At 75.6% G+C, this 16,907-nt stretch carries 14 protein-coding genes; 4 read left to right on the top strand and 10 right to left on the bottom strand.

Going from position 1 to position 16,907, the window contains the following annotated elements; all coding sequences use genetic code 11:
* Positions 1-6 precede the first annotated feature (6 nt).
* The 9 genes from BUE37_RS14025 to BUE37_RS13985 all read right to left on the bottom strand — a co-directional run bounded on the left by BUE37_RS14025 (position 7) and on the right by BUE37_RS13985 (position 10,086).
* A complete protein-coding gene (locus tag BUE37_RS14025) occupies positions 7-825 on the bottom strand; it encodes an SDR family NAD(P)-dependent oxidoreductase (RefSeq protein ID WP_217651270.1) in 819 nt (272 codons plus the stop codon).
* A complete protein-coding gene (locus BUE37_RS14020) occupies positions 818-2,029 on the bottom strand; it encodes an acyl-CoA dehydrogenase family protein (RefSeq protein WP_073420915.1) in 1,212 nt (403 codons plus the stop codon). The genes BUE37_RS14025 and BUE37_RS14020 overlap by 8 nt, the downstream gene beginning before the upstream one ends.
* Before the next feature lie 88 nt (positions 2,030-2,117).
* Positions 2,118-2,954, bottom strand: coding sequence for an enoyl-CoA hydratase/isomerase family protein (locus BUE37_RS14015; RefSeq protein WP_217651269.1), 837 nt, complete (start codon positions 2,952-2,954; stop codon positions 2,118-2,120).
* 15 nt (positions 2,955-2,969) lie between these two features.
* Entirely contained in the window at positions 2,970-4,199 is a 1,230-nt protein-coding gene (locus BUE37_RS14010; RefSeq protein WP_083628693.1) for an acyl-CoA dehydrogenase family protein, read from the bottom strand.
* The gene (locus BUE37_RS14005) at positions 4,196-5,341 is read right to left on the bottom strand and encodes an acyl-CoA dehydrogenase family protein (protein WP_073420914.1); all 1,146 of its coding nucleotides are present in this window, start codon (positions 5,339-5,341) and stop codon (positions 4,196-4,198) included. The genes BUE37_RS14010 and BUE37_RS14005 overlap by 4 nt, the downstream gene beginning before the upstream one ends.
* Before the next feature lie 17 nt (positions 5,342-5,358).
* The gene (locus tag BUE37_RS14000; RefSeq protein WP_073420913.1) at positions 5,359-6,171 is read right to left on the bottom strand and encodes an enoyl-CoA hydratase/isomerase family protein; all 813 of its coding nucleotides are present in this window, start codon (positions 6,169-6,171) and stop codon (positions 5,359-5,361) included.
* A 37-nt stretch (positions 6,172-6,208) separates the two neighbouring features.
* Positions 6,209-7,255, bottom strand: a complete 1,047-nt coding sequence (locus BUE37_RS13995) for an LLM class F420-dependent oxidoreductase (protein ID WP_073420912.1) — start codon at positions 7,253-7,255, stop codon at positions 6,209-6,211.
* A 29-nt stretch (positions 7,256-7,284) separates the two neighbouring features.
* Complete coding sequence (locus tag BUE37_RS13990) at positions 7,285-8,913, bottom strand: class I adenylate-forming enzyme family protein (RefSeq protein ID WP_073420911.1); 1,629 nt, start codon at positions 8,911-8,913, stop codon at positions 7,285-7,287.
* A 60-nt stretch (positions 8,914-8,973) separates the two neighbouring features.
* The gene (locus BUE37_RS13985) at positions 8,974-10,086 is read right to left on the bottom strand and encodes a CaiB/BaiF CoA transferase family protein (RefSeq protein WP_073420910.1); all 1,113 of its coding nucleotides are present in this window, start codon (positions 10,084-10,086) and stop codon (positions 8,974-8,976) included.
* A gap of 233 nt (positions 10,087-10,319) precedes the next feature.
* Between BUE37_RS13985 and BUE37_RS13980 the strand changes: the two genes are divergently transcribed.
* Positions 10,320-11,900, top strand: a complete 1,581-nt coding sequence (locus tag BUE37_RS13980) for a class I adenylate-forming enzyme family protein (protein WP_073421861.1) — start codon at positions 10,320-10,322, stop codon at positions 11,898-11,900.
* 70 nt (positions 11,901-11,970) lie between these two features.
* Here BUE37_RS13980 and BUE37_RS13975 read toward each other — a convergent pair whose 3' ends face one another.
* Positions 11,971-12,732, bottom strand: coding sequence for a 3-hydroxyacyl-CoA dehydrogenase (locus BUE37_RS13975; protein ID WP_175562892.1), 762 nt, complete (start codon positions 12,730-12,732; stop codon positions 11,971-11,973).
* Between the two features lie 113 nt (positions 12,733-12,845).
* Between BUE37_RS13975 and BUE37_RS13970 the strand changes: the two genes are divergently transcribed.
* The 3 genes from BUE37_RS13970 to BUE37_RS13960 all read left to right on the top strand — a co-directional run bounded on the left by BUE37_RS13970 (position 12,846) and on the right by BUE37_RS13960 (position 16,778).
* Positions 12,846-14,150 carry an acyl-CoA dehydrogenase family protein gene (locus BUE37_RS13970; RefSeq protein WP_073420909.1) on the top strand — a complete coding sequence of 435 codons (1,305 nt, stop codon included), beginning with the start codon at positions 12,846-12,848 and terminating at the stop codon, positions 14,148-14,150.
* Entirely contained in the window at positions 14,147-15,550 is a 1,404-nt protein-coding gene (locus tag BUE37_RS13965; protein ID WP_073420908.1) for a phosphotransferase family protein, read from the top strand. The genes BUE37_RS13970 and BUE37_RS13965 overlap by 4 nt, the downstream gene beginning before the upstream one ends.
* A gap of 85 nt (positions 15,551-15,635) precedes the next feature.
* Positions 15,636-16,778, top strand: coding sequence for a thiolase family protein (locus BUE37_RS13960; protein WP_073420907.1), 1,143 nt, complete (start codon positions 15,636-15,638; stop codon positions 16,776-16,778).
* Positions 16,779-16,907 lie beyond the last annotated feature (129 nt).

Genomic DNA, 16,907 nt, shown 5'->3' with positions numbered 1-16,907 from the left:
TCCTCCTTAGAAGGTGCCGCCGTCGACGACGACGCGCTGGTCGGTGAGGTAGGAGCAGGCGGGGTCGACCAGCGCGCGGACGACGGCGGCGACGTCCTGCGGCGAGCAGACCCGCCCGAACGGCGAGCCGGGGTCGAGCAGCCGGATGTCGGTCACGTCCTGCGTGGCGCGGACCAGGCGGCGGCCCATCTCGGTGTCCACCAGGCCCGGGGCGACGATGTTGACCCGCACGCCGTGCGCCCGCTCCTCGCGGGCGAGCACGTGCGCCATGGCCTCGGCCGCGGCCTTCGCCATGGCGTAGGGGGCGCCGTTCACCGGCCAGGCGTCGCCGACGGCGATGCTGCTCACCACGACGACGTCGGAGCGCTCGTGCGCCCGCAGGTGCGGCAGCGCGGCGCGGACCAGCTGGTGCGGCCCGACGGCGTGCACGGCGAGCAGCCACTGCAGCTCCTCCGCCGTCGTCGCGGCCACCGGCAGGCCCGTGCTGGCCACGCCGGCGTTGCTGACCAGCAGGTCCAGGCCGCCGAACTCCGCGACGGCGGCCTCGACGGCGCGGGCGGAGGCGGCGGGGTCGTCGACGGACGCCTCGACCGCGAGCACCGCCGCGCCGCCGGCACCCAGCTCCTCGGCGAGCTCCTCGGCGGCGGCCCGGTCGCGGCGGTAGGTGAAGGCCACCGCGGCGCCGGAGCGGGCGAGCTCGGCGGTGATCGCCGCGCCGATCCCCCGGCCGCCGCCGGTGACGAGGGCGACCCGGCCGGTCAGCGGGCCCGCCGCCGTCGCGCGCCGGGCCGCCGTCGATCGCTCGGCCGCGGGGGCCTCAGCCACGGGGCACCTCGCGCCACGGCCGGCCGGTGTCCACCCGGATGTCGCCGGGCAGGCCGAGCAGCCGCTCGCCGAGGATGTTGCGCAGCACCTCCGACGTGCCGCCCTCGATCGTGTTGGCCCGGGAGCGGAGGAAGGCGCGCTGCACGTCGTGCGGGCCGGCGTGCTCGTCGGTCTCGTCGTCGACGCCGTCCGGCGGGTCGTAGGAGCCGTAGAGCGTGGCCTCGACCCCGAGCAGGTCCATGCAGAAGTCGTAGACGGCCTGGTTGAGCTCGGCGCCGACGAGCTTGCCGATGCTGCCCTCGGGCCCGATCGGCCGGTCGCCGCTCTCGACCCGCTGTCGCTCGCCGGTCAGCCGCGCGGCGTCGGCGAGGGCGAACAGCGCGGTGAGCCGGTCGCGCAGCGCCGGGGTGCGCAGGTCGGGGCGCTCGCGCCACAGCTGCAGGGCGGCGCCGATGCTGCCGCTGCCGCGTCGGCTGCTGCCCCCGCCGATGGCGCGCCGCTCGTTCATCAGCGTCGTCATGGCCACCCGCCAGCCGTCGCCGACCTCGCCGAGGCGGTGGGTGTCGGGGATGCGGGCGCCGTCCAGGTGGACCTCGTTGAACTCCGCGGCGCCCGTCATCTGGCGCAGCGGGCGCACCTCGACGCCGGGGTCGGTCATGTCGAGGACGAAGTAGGTGAGGCCGCGGTGCTTGGGGGCGTCGGGATCGGTGCGGGCCAGCAGGAGAGCGCGCCGCGCCCGGTGCGCCAGCGACGTCCACACCTTCGCGCCGGTGACCACCCAGGTGTCGCCGTCGAGGACGGCGCGGGTGGCCAGGCCGGCGAGGTCGGAGCCGGCGCCGGGCTCGCTGAACAGCTGGCACCACAGCTCCTCGCAGGTGGCCAGCGGGCGCAGCAGCTCGGCGGCCACCTCGGGGCGGGCGTGCTCGACGACCGTGGGCCCGGCCATGCCGTAGCCCATGGGGTTGATCGAGAACGGCACCGGCCCGCCGGCGCCCTGCAGGATCGAGTCGGCGACGTCCTGCAGGCCCGCCTCGACGCCGAGCCCGCCGGACCCGCGCGGGAAGTGCACCCAGGCGAGGCCCGCGTCGAAGCAGGCGCCGAGGAACTCGGCGCGCGGGGTGGACTCCGGCGGGTGCTCGGCGACGACCCGGCGGGCGGTGTCGGCGACCAGGTCGCGGTGGGTGAGCGGGGCGGTGGTGGTCACCGGTGACCTCCGGTCTCGCGGGTGGTGGCCGCCTTCCGCGCGCGGGAGGCGGACAGGGCCATGAGCGCTACAAGGGCCCTCTCGGGCGTCAGGCGTCGAGGAAGGACGGGGCGCGGCGGCCGCGGAAGGCCAGGGCCGCCTCGTCGGCGTCGCGGGTGTAGCTGGTGAGGATCTGCGTGCGGTTCTCCAGGTCGATGCCGGCCTGCAGGCTGCCGACCTCGAGCTGGCTCCACATGACCTCCTTGGTCATGCGCACGCCCATCGGCGAGTTGGCGAGCACCGCCCGCGCGGTCTCCAGCGCCGCGTCGAGCACCTCGCCGTCGGGGACGACGCGGCTGACCAGGCCCGAGCGGTCGGCCTCCGCGGCGTCGACCAACCGGCCGGTGAGCAGCATCTCGAAGGCCCGCGACGCCCCGACCAGCCGCGGCAGCAGCCAGCTGACGCCGATGTCGCAGCCCGACAGCCCGATCCGCACGAACGCCACGTTGAACCGGGCGCTCGCCGCGGCGATCCGGACGTCGGAGGCCAGCGCCAGTGCCAGTCCCCCGCCGGCCGCAGGGCCGTTGACCGCGGCGACCACCACCTGCGGCAGCGCACGCAGCTTGGGCACCAGCGCGGCGATGGACTTCTGCAGCGCCAGCCGCCGCTGCGGGCTGTCCCAGTCGTCGCGCCGGTCGGCGCCGCCCATGTCGTAGGCGGTGAGGTCGAGGCCGGCACAGAAGCCGCGGCCGGCGCCGGTGAGCACGAGCACCCGCACGGCGGGGTCGACGGCGAGGCGGTCGAGCGTGGTGTGCAGCTCCAGCAGCAGGTCCGGCGAGAGAGCGTTGAGCCGCTCGGGCCGGTCGAGGGTGAGGACGGCGATGCCCGGCTCGGGGTGCTCCAGGCGCAGGGTCGTCGTCTCGTCGGTGGTCTCGGTGGTGGTCACGGGGCGCTCCTCGGGTCAGGCGCGGCTGCGCTGGGAGAAGGGCAGGTCCTTCTCCGGGTCCGGGTCCTTGGGCAGGCCGAGGAGTCGCTCGGCGATGATCGTGCGCTGGATCTCCGAGGTGCCGCCGGCGATCGAGGTCTGCTTCATGGCCAGGAACTCATACGCGGCCGCCGGCAGCGGGGCGCCCTGCGGCCAGCCCAGCGCCGTCACCGGCTCCACCTCGGCGGCCAGTGACCCGGCGGTCTCCTCCAGGCCCGAGCTGACCAGCTTGCGGATCGACCCCTCGGCGCCGGCCATCGCGCGGCCGGAGGCGACCGAGGCGCGCACGGTGGTCATCTGCAGCACCCGCTCCTCGACCAGCATCGCCAGCAGCCGGTCGCGCAGCACCGGGTCGGCCCAGGTGCCGGCCGCCGCGGCGCGGCGGGCCAGGTCGTCGGCGACGCCGGGCCCGACGGCGGGCCGGCCGCTGAGGCCGTTGCGCTCCTGCATGAGCGTGGTGATCGCGACCGCCCAGCCGCCGTCGACCTCGCCGAGCAGCGCGTCGGCGGGCAGCACGACGTCGGTGAGGAAGACCTCGTTGAACTCCGCGTCGCCGGTCATCTGCTTCAGCGGCCGGACCTCGAGGCCGGGCGTGCGCATGTCGACGAGGAAGTAGGAGATGCCGTGGTGCTTCGGCTTCTCCGGCGACGTGCGGGCCATCAGCAGGCCCCGGTCGGCGATGTGGGCGAAGGAGTTCCAGACCTTCTGCCCGTCGACGCGCCAGGTGCCGTCCTCCTGCCGCACCGCCCGGGTGGACAGCGCCGCGAGGTCCGAGCCCGCGCCCGGCTCGCTGAACAGCTGGCACCAGCGCTCCTCGCCGCGGGCGATCGGGCGCAGGTACCGCTCCTTTTGCTCCGGCGTGCCGTGGGCGAGCACCGTCGGGCCGGTGAGGGTGAGGCCGATGAAGTCGTCCATCGGCCGGTTCGCCCGGTAGCGCATGAGCACGTCGGCGACGGCGGCCGCCTGCTCGGCGGAGAGGTCCAGCCCGCCGTACTCGCGCGGCCAGGTGGGCGTGGCCAGGCCCGCGTCACCGAGCGTGGCGAACCAGCGGCGCATGCCGTCGGCGTCGGCGAGGTGCGCGGCGACGACGGTGCGGTCGTCGTCGAGGACGGCCTTGAGCCAGGACGGCGGCAGGTTCTCGTGCAGCCAGCGCTCGGTGGCCGCGGCCACCTCGTCCTCGGTCGCGGTGGGGGACAGCTCGATCACGACGGCACCTCCGTGTGCCCGGGGGCGACGAGGTCGGGCAGGACCAGCGGGACCAGGGCGGCGCGGTGCTCCGACGGCGGCCCGGTGAGCGTCGCCGCGGCCCGGGCGCGCCGGAGGAACAGGTGCGCGTCGTGCTCCCAGGTGAAGCCGACGCCGCCGTGCAGCTGGATGGTGTCCTTCGCCGCCTGCAGGAACGCCTCGCCGCAGTACGACGCCGCCACCGCCGCGCCGAACGCCTCGTCGGCCGAGCCGGGATCCTGGAACGCCGCCCAGGCCGCGGCCGAGCGGGACATCTCCAGCTGCACCGCCATGTCGGCGAGCCGGTGCTTGACCGCCTGGAACGCCCCGATCGGCCGGCCGAAGGCGCGCCGGGTGCGGGCGTACTCGGCGGTGCGGGCCACCAGGGTGTCCATGGCCCCGACCTGCTCGGCGGCGACCAGGACGGCGGCCGCGCGGTGCACCCGCTCGACCACCCCGGCGCCGCCGCCGGTCAGCCCGAGCGGCCGGGCGGGGACGGCGGCCAGGTGCAGCCGGGCCATCGGCCGGGTGAGGTCGAGGACGTCGAGCCGCTCGACCGTCACGCCCTCGGCGTCCCGGGGGACGGCGTAGAGCGTCGGGCCGCCCTCCGCGCGGGCGAGCACGAGCAGCAGGTCGGCGTCGGCGCCGTCGAGGACGAGCTCCTCGGTGCCGCTGAGCACCGCGCCGTCCCCGCTGCGGGCGGCGACCGTGGTCGGCGACGACGGCCGCCAGCGGCCGGTGCTCCCCAGGACGGCGAGCGTGGCGGTGCGCTCGCCCTCGACCAGGCCGGGCAGGTGCTCCTCGAGCGCGGCGTCGTCGCCGGCGGCCAGCAGCGCCTCGATCGCCAGGACCGTGGGCAGCAGCGGGCCGCCGAGCAGCACCCGGCCGGCCTCCTCGAACACCAGCGACTGCTCGACCCGCGAGCCGCCGGCGCCGCCGTGCTCCTCGGGGACGCCGAGGGCGAGCAGGCCGGCCTGCTGGGTCATCGCACTCCAGGCGGCCTCGTCGCGGCGCTGCCCGGCCTCGGCCAGCTCGCGGGTGCGGGCCAGGGGCGCGCGGGTCTCCAGCAGCCGGCGGGTGCTGCTGCGGAGGTCGAGCTGCTCCGGCGTCCAGGTGAACTCCATCGTCCCTCCCGGGTGGCTCAGCGGCCGGTGAAGCGCGGGTCGCGCTTGTCGTGGAAGGCGGCGACGGCCTCGGCGAGGTCGTCGGTGGCGAAGTTGATCTGCTGGCTGCGCGCCTCGTCCTCCAGGGCCCGCTCCAGGCCGGTCTCGAAGGAGTCGGTCAGCATCCGCTTGGACTGCCGCATGGCCACCGGGGCGCCGCTCGCCAGCCGGGCGGCCAGCGCGGCCACCGTGGCGTCGAGCTCCCCGGCCGGGACCACCTCGCGCACCAGCCCGGCCTCCAGGGCCTCGGCGGCGCCGATGATGTCGCCGAGCAGCACGAGCTCCTTGGCCCGGCGCAGGCCGACCAGCCGGGGCAGCAGCCAGGAGCCGCCGAAGTCCACCGACATGCCGCGCCGCACGAAGATCTCGGAGAACCGGGCGCGGTCGGTGGCGACGACGAAGTCGCAGCCGAGGGCGAGGTTCATGCCGGCGCCCACGGCCACGCCGTCGACCCGGGCGATGGTCGGCACCGGCAGCCGGTGCAGCGCCAGGCACGCGTCGTTGACCTCGGCCATGCTCGCCATCGGCGCCGTCGGCCGGTCCTCGCGGGCGGAGAGGTCGGCGCCGGCGCAGAAGTCGGTGCCCGCGCCGGTGACCACGAGCACCCGCGCGTCGGAGCGGCCGACCTCGACGAGCGTCTCGCGCAGCATCCGCCACGCCTGCGGCGTCATCGCGTTCTTCCGCCGCGGGTTGGCCAGGGTGAGCGTGGCGACGTCGCCGTCGCGCGCGAGGGACACCGGCGGCGGCGAGCCCCCGTTGAGGGTGGCCGGGGCGGCCGGGGCGGTGGTCATCGGGCGGTCCTCCCGGGAGGGGTGGGGCGGGCGCCGGTCACAGGTCCAGCGCCAGCTGCTTGAGCTGCTCGACGGTGCGCAGCCGGTCGGCCCGGTCGGGCTGGACCAGGGAGGTGACGAGCGTGGTGACGCCGGCGTCGCGGAAGGCGGCCAGCCGCTCGGCGACCCAGCTCCGCGGGCCGACCAGCGAGGTGGCCGCGACCATCTCGTCGGGCACCGCGGCGGCGGCCTCGTCCTTGCGGCCGGACAGGTAGAGGTCCTGCACGGTGGCGGCGGCGTCGGGATAGCCGTAGCGGACGGTGAGCTCGTTGTAGAAGTTCTTGCCGCGGGCGCCCATGCCGCCGATGTAGAGGGCGAGGTCGGCGCGGGACTGCTCGCGCAGGCCCTCCAGCCCCTCCCCGATCGCGCAGGGGACGCCGACGCGCACGTCCAGCGGCCCGAGCGCCGGGTCCCGCCGGGCGAGGCCGGCGTCGACCGAGGCGCCCCAGGTCTCGCGGGCCTTCTCCGGCACGAAGAAGATCGGCTCCCAGCCCTCGGCGATCTCGGCGGTCATCTCGACGTTCTTCGGGCCGATCGAGGCCAGCGTGATCGGGATCCGCTCGCGCACCGGGGTGTTGATCAGCTTGAGCGGCTTGCCCAGGCCCGTGCCCTGGTCGGGTGGCAGCGGGATCGTGTAGTGCCGGCCCTCGTGGACGACGCGCTCGCGGCGCCACACCATCCGGCAGACCTCGACGATCTCCCGCAGCCGGGCCAGCGGCGCGTCGTAGCGGACGCCGTGGAAGCCCTCGACCACCTGCGGCCCGCTGGCGCCCAGGCCCAGGGTGAACCGGCCGTCGGAGACGAAGTCCAGGCCCGCCGCCGTCATCGCCGTCAGCGTGGGCGTCCGGGTGAGCGCCTGGAGGATGCCGCTGGTCAGCTCCATCCGCTCGGTGACCGCGGCGAGGTACCCGAGCTGGCTGACCGCGTCGAAGCTGTAGGCCTCGGCGATCGAGACCATGTCGAGGCCGGCCTTCTCCAGGTCGCCGATCTCCTGCGCGGCCTCCCGGAAGCCGCCGCTGTACTGCACCCGCATGCCGATGCGCATCGCGCCCGTCCCCTCTCCCCCGCGACCGGTCAGCGGGCGCCGGCGGGCTGCGCCGCCGCGTCCGGGCCGGGAGCGGGGCTCTCCACCGGTTCGGCTGGGAGGTCCCACAGCCGCAGCTCGCGCTTCAGGATCTTCCCGCTGGCGTTGGTCGGCATCGCGTCGACGAGCACGAGGTCGCGGGGCACCTTGTACCGGGCCAGCCGGCCGCGGCAGTGCTCGGCGAGCTCCCCGGCCGTCACCGTGGCGCCGGTGCGCAGCGTGACGAAGGCGCGCACCGCCTCGCCCCAGTGCTCGTCGGGGACGCCGACGACGGCGGCCTGCGCGACGGCGGGGTGCTCGGCGAGGACGGTCTCGATCTCGAACGGGTAGATGTTCTCCCCGCCGCGGATGACCATGTCCTTGCTGCGCCCGTGCAGGTACAGGTAGCCCTCCTCGTCGAGGTAGCCCATGTCCCCGGCGCGGAACCAGCCGTCGCGGAAGGCCCGCGCGGTGTCCTCGGGCATGCCGAGGTAGCCGTCCATGACCATGTCGCTGCGGGTGGCCACCTCGCCGACGGCGCCGGGCGGCAGGTCGCGCATCTCCTCGTCGACGATCCGCATCGCCACGCCCAGCGAGGGCCGGCCGGCCGAGCGCAGCAGCTCCTCCCGCCCGGCCAGCGCCCGGCGGTGGTCCTCGGGGGTGAGCACCGACTGCAGGCCCGCCTCGGTGCCGGCGCCGAAGGCCTGCAGGAAGTCGCAGCGGAAGGTGTCGATCGCCCGGCGCAGCAGGGTCGGCGAGATCGGCGCCGCGCCGTAGGTGATGAGCTCCAGCCGGTCGTAGTCGTACGCGTCGACGCCGTCGAGCTGCAGGATGCTGCTGATCATCGTGGGCACGAGGAAGACGGCGTTCACGCGGTCCTCGGCCATGAACCGGTGCACGGTGGCGGCGTCGAACTGCGGCAGCAGCAGGCTGGTGAACCCGCGGGTGACGCCGGCCAGCAGGCCCGAGACGCCGGAGACGTGGAAGGTCGGCGCTGCGCAGTAGCGGACGTCGTCCTCGCGCATCCGGTACTCGTTCAGGCAGATCGTGACCATGTTCTTGTGCATGCGCTGCGACTGCACGACGCCCTTGGGCAGGCCCGTGGTGCCCGAGGTGAACGCCAGGGCGAACGGGTCGCCGTCGCGGCAGACGACCGGCAGGACGACGTCGTCGCCGGTGGCGAGGAGGGCCTCGTAGTCGCCGTCCGGCCCGTCGAAGGTGATCGTCAGGCGCAGCGAGGGGTGGGCGGCGGTGACGCCGTCGAGCAGGCCGGCGTAGCGGGCGTCGGAGAACAGCGCGACCGGCTCCGACCGGCGCAGCAGCACGTCGACCTCGGGGCGGGTCAGCCGGTAGTTCAGCGGCACGAACACCGCGCCGGTCTTGGCGCAGGCGAGCACGACCTCCATGTACCGGTGCGAGTCGAGCGCGAACAGCGCCACGCGGTCGCCGCGGCCGACGCCCTGCCGGGCCAGGGCCGAGACGAGCCGGTCGACCCGGGCGTCGGTCTCGGCGAAGGTCTGCGCGCTGCCGTCGGGGAAGAGGAAGGCGGGCTTGTCGGGGTGCCGCCGGGCGCTCAGCGGGAGCATCTCGCCGAGCGTGATGCCGAGCCCGTCGGGCCGCTGCGGGCCGTGCGTGTCCATCGGGGTCCTTCCTGCGTCGTTGCGGGAGGCGTCGTGCGGGAGGCGGGGTGCAGGTGGGCCTCAGCCGGCGAGGGCGGCGGCCTGCGCGGGGGCGAGGCCCCACTCGTCCAGGACGGCGGGGTCGCCGGCCGAGGGCGGCCCGGAGACGACGGCCGGCGTGCGGTCGAAGCGCGGCGCGGGCGCCGGCTGGGTCACCCCGCCGAGGGTGAGGAAGGCGCCGCGCTCGCGGGCCTGCGGGTGCCCGGCCGCCTCGCCCGGGGCGAGCACCGGGGCCACGCAGGCGTCGGTGCCGTCGAACACCGCCGTCCACTCGTCGCGGGTGCGGGTGCGGAAGGCCTTGGCGAACGCGGCGTGCACCTCGTCCCAGCCGTCGCGGTCGAGCTGGGCGGGCAGGTCGCCGGCGGGGATGCCGAGCCGGTCGAGCAGCAGCGCGTAGAACTGCGGCTCGATCGCGCCGACGGCCACGTGCCCGCCGTCGCTCGTCTCGTAGGTGCGGTAGAACGGCGCCGCGCCGTCGAGCAGGTTGCTGCCGCGCTCGGGCGTCCAGGAGCCGGCGGCGAGCATGCCGTGCAGCGAGGCGGTGAGCAGCGCGGCGCCGTCGACCATTGCGGCGTCGACCACCTGGCCGCGGCCCGAGCGCCCGCGCTCGACCAGCGCGGCGAGCACGCCCGTGGCCAGGAGCAGCCCGCCGCCGCCGAAGTCGCCGACGAGGTTCAGCGGCGGCACCGGCGGGCCGCCGCGGGTGCCGATCGGGGACAGGGCGCCGGCCAGCGCGATGTAATCGATGTCGTGCCCGGCGGCCGCGGCCAGCGGGCCGGTCTGGCCCCATCCGGTCATCCGGCCGTAGACCAGCCCGGGGTTGCGCTCCAAGCAGACGTCGGGCCCGAGGCCGAGGCGCTCCATCACGCCGGGCCGGAAGCCCTCGACCAGAACGTCGGCGCGGTCGACCAGCGCCAGGACGGCGTCGCGGGCGGCCGGGTCCTTGAGGTCGGCGCCGACCGCGTGCCGGCGCCCGCGCAGCAGTACGTCGGTGTCGCGGGCGGGGACCGCGCCCGGGCGGTCGACCCGCACGACCTCGGCGCCGAGGTCGGCGAGGACCATGCAGGCGAAGGGAGCCGGCGCCAGGCCGGTGAACTCCACGACGCGGGTGCCCGCCAGGGGTCCCGAGGCCATCTGCCCTCCCGGTCGTTGCGGCGACGTCTCCATGGAATGACGCTGACGTCAAGTTCACGCAGTCAAGCCGGACGGGCGGCATGCTGTCAACGCCCCGCGGCGCGTCGGCCGGACGAGCACCCTCCGCGGTTGACGCCCTCCCGTCCGCGACGCTAGGAACACCTGATCCTGACGTCAATCCCGGCGGCGGCCCGGCCGCCGTGCGGGCCTCCGGAGGTGTTCCCGTGCGGCCCATGACGCGCGCCGGCCAGTTCCTCGCCCTGTCCGCCGCCCGGCACCCCGACCGGCCGTGCCTGGTCTTCGGCGACGGCTCGTCGCGCAGCTTCGCCGAGACCGACCGGCGGGTCGACCGCCTCGTCGACGCCCTCGCCCGGGCCGGCATCGGCCACGGCGACCGGGTGGCGATCGTCGCCGTCGACGGCGGCGGCTACGTCGAGGTGCTGCTGGCCTGCATGCGCGCCGGCGTCACCTACGTGCCGCTCAACAACCGGCTCGCCGACGACGAGCTGCTCACCCTGCTGCGCCGGGCGGCGCCGGCCGCGCTGTTCGCCAGCGAGCGCTACCTGCCCACCGTCACGGCGCTCGCGCCGCAGGTGGGGTCGGTGCGGCTGGTGTGCGCCTTCGACGGCCCGCCCGCCGACGGCTCCCTGCCCGACGGGGTGGTCGGCTACGAGGACCTGCTGGCCTCCGGCGAGCCGGTCCGCACCGACGTCCCGGTGGCCGACGACGACGTCCTCGGCCTCGCCTTCACCAGCGGCACGACCGGCCTGCCCAAGGGCGTGCTGCAGTCGCAGCGGATGGTCAAGGCGCTGTTCACGAACATGTCGATCGACTACGAGATCGCGCCGGACGAGTTCCGCTACACCGCCTCGCCGCTGTTCCACATCGCCGGGCAGGGGATGGTGCTCATGCACGTGTGGCGGGGCTTCCCCACCCTCGTGCTGCCGCAGTTCGACCCGGCCACCGTGCTGCGCTGGATGCAGGGCGGGCAGCTCACCGGCGCGTTCCTGGTGCCCACGATGATCAGCACGCTGCTCGAGCACCCCGACGTGCGCGCCGGGGACTACTCCTCGCTGCGCTCGATCATCTACGGCGGCGCCCCGATGTCGCCCGCGCTGCTGGAGCGGGCGATGGCCACCTTCGGCTGCGACTTCATCAACGCCTTCGGCGCGGCCACCGAGGGCGGCCTGCAGTCGGTGCTCGGCTCGGCCGACCACCGCCGCGCCGCGGCCGGCGCCACCCACCTGCTCGGGTCGATCGGCAAGCCCGCCTACGGTGTGGAGCTCCGGATCTGCGACGAGACCGGCCGCGAGGTGCCGCGCGGGGAGGTCGGCGAGATCGTCACCCGCTCCGATGCGGTGATGAACGGCTACCTGGAGATGCCCGACCAGACCGCCGAGGCCATCCGCGACGGCTGGTTCTGGGGCGGCGACCTGGCCCGCATGGACGACGAGGGGTACCTCTACCTGGCCGGCCGGTCGAAGGACATGATCATCCGCGGCGGGGAGAACGTCTACCCGGTGGAGATCGAGTCGGTGCTCGCCGACCACCCGTCGGTCGCGCAGGTCGCCGTCGTCGGCCGGCCCGACGACCACTGGGGTGAGGTCGTCGTCGCCGTCGTGACCGGCGACCCGGGCGGACCGGCGCCGGACCCGGAGACGCTGCGCGAGCACTGCCGGGGCCGGCTGGCCGCCTACAAGGTGCCCGCGGAGGTGGTCGTCGTGCCGGAGATGCCGCTCAACGCCAGCGGCAAGATCCTCAAGCGCCGGCTGCGCGAGCAGCTCCGCGAGGCCGCCGCCGTCCCGGTTCCGTAGCGGCATCGGAAGCTATCCGCACGTCTCGAGCGCAGAGACGTGCGGATAGCTTCCCGTGCCGCGTCCCGGGTCAGCGTGGGGCCATGCGGATGGCGCCGTCGAGGCGGATCGTCTCGCCGTTGAGCATCGGGTTCTCCACGATCGCCTGCACCAGCGCCGCGTACTCCGCGGGACGGCCCAGCCGGCTCGGGTGCGGCACCTGGGCGCCGAGGGAGTCGCGCGCCTCCTGCGGCAGCTGGCCGAGCAGCGGCGTCTCGAACAGGCCCGGGGCGATGGTGACGACGCGGACCTGCAGCGAGGCCAGGTCGCGCGCGATCGGCAGGGTCATGCCCACGATGCCGCCCTTCGACGCCGAGTAGGCCGCCTGCCCGATCTGCCCGTCGAAGGCGGCCACCGAGGCGGTGTTGACGACGACGCCGCGCTCACCCTCGACCGGCTCGGTGCGCGCGATCGCCTGCGCGCCCAGCCGCAGCACGTTGAACGTGCCGATGAGGTTCACCTCCACCACCCGGCGGAAGGCGTCGAGCGGGAACGGCCCGTCCCGGCCGACCGTGCGGACGGCGTTGCCGATGCCGGCGCAGTTGACCACCGCGCGCAGCGGGCCGCGCTCCTCGGCGGCGGCCACCGCCTCGGCCACCTGCTCCTCGCTGGTGACGTCGCCCGCCACGAAGGTGACCCGCCCGCCGAGCCGCTCGGCGACGGCCTTGCCCTGCGACGACGGCAGGTCGACGATCACCGCCTCCGCACCCGCACCCACCAGGCGCTCGACCGTCGCCAGGCCCAGCCCGGAGGCGCCCCCGGTCACCAGCACCGTCATGCCCGAGACGTCCACGTCCCACTCCCTCTGCTCGTCCGACCGACGGGCCGTGGATAGTCGACGTTGACGTCAAGTGTCAACGCTGTCATGGTCGGGGGGACCGGCACCGGCGCCGGACAGGAGGCCGCATGACCACGCTCGACCAGCCCGCCCGCGCCGCGGCGGACGGGGCCCTGCCCGGCTCCTCGCTGCCGCCGCGGCTGACCGCGGTCCTCGACGAGCTCGACGCCTTCGTGGCCGCCGAGATCGAGCCGCTCGAGCAGCAGGACAACAACGTCCGCTTCTTCGACCACCGCCGCGAGTTCGCCCGCACCGACCTCGAGGCCGGCGGTGTCCCCCGCGCGGAGTGGGAGGAGCTGCTCGGCGAGGTCCGGCGGCGCGCCGACGCCGCGGGCTGGCTGCGCTACGCGCTCCCGGCCGAGCTGGGCGGGCGCGACGGCGGCAACGTGGACATGGCGGTGATCCGCGAGCACCTGGCCCACCGCGGCCTGGGCCTGCACAACGACCTGCAGAACGAGCACAGCGTCGTCGGCAACCTGGTCATGCCGCACCTGCTGCACCTGTTCGGCAGCGCCGAGCAGCGCGCGGAGTTCGTCGAGCCGCTGATCACCGGCGAGCGGCGGATGTCCTTCGCGCTCACCGAGCCCGAGCACGGCAGCGACGCCACGTGGATGGAGACCCGCGCGGTCCGCCACGGCGACGACTGGATCATCACCGGCCGCAAGCGCTGGATCACCGGCGTGCACACCGGCACGCACCTGCTCGTCTTCGCCCGCACGTCCGGGACGCCCGGGCAGGCGCGCGGGATCACCGCGCTCGTCGTGCCCACCGACGCGCCCCGGCTGTCGGTGCCGCAGTTCTGGTGGACGCTCAACATGCCCACCGACCACGGCGAGGTCGTCCTCGACGGCGTCCGGGTGCCGGGCGCGGCGGTGCTGGGCGCCGAGGGCGAGGGCCTGGCGGTCGCGCAGACGTTCGTGCACGAGAACCGCATCCGGCAGGCCGCCTCCGGCGTGGGCGCGGCGCAGTTCTGCATCGACCGGTCGGTGGAGTACGCCCGCCGGCGGGTCACCTTCGGCAAGCCGCTGGCCGAGCGGCAGGCGATCCAGTGGCCGCTGGTGGAGCTGCACACCGAGGCCGAGCTGGTGCGCACGCTCATCCGGGCCACGGCGGCCGACCTCGACGAGCTCACCGCCCGCGGCGAGCCGGCGGTGACCATCGGCCACCGGGTGTCGATGTGCAACTACCGCGGCAACCGGCTGGTCTGCGACGCCGCCGACCGCGCCATGCAGGTGCACGGCGGCATGGGCTACTCGCGGCACCTGCCCTTCGAGCACATCTACCGGCACCACCGCCGCTACCGGATCACCGAGGGGTCCGAGGAGATCCAGATGCGCCGGGTCGCCGGGCAGCTGTTCGGCTTCCTGCGGTGACCGGCACGCTCGCCTCCCCCACGTCCACCGACGGGCTCGCCGGCGCGCTCGCCGCGCGGCTCACGCACCGGCTGGGCCGCCCGGTCGCCGTCGACGGGCTGACCCGGCTCACCGGCGGCGCCAACCGCGAGACCTGGGCGTTCACCGCCGACGACGGCGGCACGCGGCGCGAGCTGGTGCTGCGCGGCGGCTACTCGACCGGCGGGCGCCCGGTGGCGGTGGAGGCCGCCGCGATCGCCGCCGCCGCGCGGGCCGGCGTGCCGGTGCCCGACCTGGTCGACGTCGGTACCGGGGAGGACGCCCCCGGGCTGCCGGCCGAGTACCTGCTCATGGGCCGGGTCGACGGCGAGACGATCCCCCGCCGGCTGCTGCGCGAGGAGGCGTACGGGCCGGCGCGGGCGGGGCTGGCTCGCGAGCTCGGCGCCGTCCTCGCCCGGCTGCACGCCGCGCCGCTCGACGGCCTGGGCCGGGTGCCCGCCGTCGGCGACCCGCTGGAGCGGCTGACGACGTCGTTCCTCGTCGACGGCACCCCGCCGCCGCCCGGGCTGGCGCTGGGCCTGCGCTGGCTGCGGGAGAACCGCCCGCCGTCGCACGGGCCGGTGCTCGTGCACGGCGACTTCCGGATGGGCAACCTCATGGTCGGTCCCGACGGGCTGCGCGCGGTGCTCGACTGGGAGCTGGTGCACCGCGGCGACCCGCTGGAGGACCTCGGCTGGTGCTGCGCCAAGGTGTGGCGCTTCGGCTCGGCGCTGCCCGCCGCCGGCACCGGCACCCGCCGTGACCTGCTCGACGGGTACGCCGCGGTGGCCGGCTGGCGGCCGACGGCGGCCGAGCTGCACTGGTGGGAGCTGCACGCGACCGTGCAGTGGGGCCTGATGTGCCGGGCGATGACCGAGCGCCACCTGTCGGGCGCCGAGCCGTCGGTGGAGCTCGCCGCGATCGGCCGGCGGGCCGCCGAGCAGGAGTTCGACGTGCTGCTCGCGCTCGGCCTCGACCGGCCCGACGCCACCGCGCCCGAGGAGCCCGGCGGCGACGACGACCTGCTGTTCGGCCGGCCCACCGCGGCGGAGCTCGCGGCGGCGGTCGGCGGCTTCCTGGGCGGCGAGGTGCGCGGGGCGACGTCCGGGCGGACCTCGTTCCACGCGCAGGTGGCGGCCAACGTCGTCGCCACCGTCCGGCGCGAGCTGCTGCTGGGCGACGGGGCCCGCGCGCGGCGGCGGGCCCGGCTGGCGGGGCTCGGCGTGCGCGACGACGACGCGCTGTCCGAGGCGATCGCCGACGGCTCGCTCGACGACCGCTGGGACGAGGTGGTGGCCGCCGTGCGCGAGGGCGTGCGCGACCGCCTGCGGGTGGCCAACCCGCGGCACCTGGCCGTGCCCGACGCGGCCGGCGAGGGATGACACCAGGAGTGACCCGGCCGTCCGGCCGGGGTGCACGAGGACGGGCCGGCGGCCGACGCCGGCACGACGACGAGAGGGACCAGACATGCGTGACGCGGTGATCGTGGAGGCGGTGCGCACGCCGGTGGGCAAGCGCAACGGCGGGCTGTCCGGGGTGCACCCGGTGGACCTGTCGGCGCACGTGCTGAACGCCCTGGCGGAGCGGGCGGGCCTGGACCCGGCCGGCGTGGACGACGTCATCTGGGGCTGCGTGTCCCAGGTGGGCGAGCAGACGATGGACATCGCCCGCACCTCGGTGCTGGCGGCGGGCTGGCCGGAGACGGTGACCGGCGTGACCGTGGACCGGCAGTGCGGCTCCTCGCAGCAGTCGGTGCACTTCGCCGCGGCCGGGCTCGTCGCCGGGCAGTACGACGTCGTCGTCGCCGGCGGGGTGGAGTCGATGTCGCGGGTGCCGATGGGCGCCTCGTCGGCCGGCGCGGACCCGATGGGGCCGCGGTTCATGGAGCGCTACGGCGTCGCCCCGAACCAGGGCATCGGCGCGGAGATGATCGCCGAGCGCTGGGGCTTCTCCCGGCAGCAGCTCGACGAGTTCTCCGTGGGCAGCCACGAGAAGGCCGCCGCCGCGCAGGACGAGGGCCGCTTCGACGCCCAGATCGCGCCGGTGACCACGCCGGACGGCACCGTCGTCAGCCGGGACGAGGGCATCCGGCGGGGCTCGACCGTGGAGACCCTCGGCGGGCTGAAGACCCCGTTCAAGGCGGACGGCGTGATCAGCGCGGGCAACGCCTCGCAGATCTCCGACGGCGCCGCGGCGCTGCTCATGACGACGTCGGAGAAGGCCGCCGAGCTCGGCCTGCGCCCGATCGCCCGCGTGCACACCGCCGTCCTGGCCGGGGCCGACCCGGTGATCATGCTGACCGCGCCGATCCCGGCCACCCAGAAGGCGCTGGCGAAGTCGGGGCTGTCGATCGACGAGATCGGCGCGTTCGAGGTGAACGAGGCGTTCGCGCCGGTGCCGCTGGCCTGGCTCGCGGAGATGGGCGCCGACACCAAGGCGCTCAACCCGAACGGCGGGGCGATCGCGCTGGGGCACCCGCTCGGCGGTTCCGGCGCGCGGATCATGACGACGCTCGTGCACCACATGCGCGACAACGGGATCCGCTACGGCCTGCAGACGATGTGCGAGGGCGGCGGCCAGGCCAACGCCACGATCCTCGAGCTGCTCTGACCCGCCGGGTCCGCCCGCGTTGCCGGGGTTCCTCGTGCACTGCCGGTCCTGCAGCGCCGGCAGTGCGCGAGGAACGCCGGCAACGCCCTTCCTGCTGGGCGTTCCCCGGCCTCCGGGGCTCCTACAGGA

Origin of the sequence: Geodermatophilus nigrescens (genome assembly GCF_900129495.1) — a bacterium.
Taxonomy (GTDB): Bacteria; Actinomycetota; Actinomycetes; order Mycobacteriales; family Geodermatophilaceae; genus Geodermatophilus; species Geodermatophilus nigrescens.
Note: the sequence above shows the minus strand (reverse complement) of the source record. Positions and strands in the feature narration are given on the sequence as shown.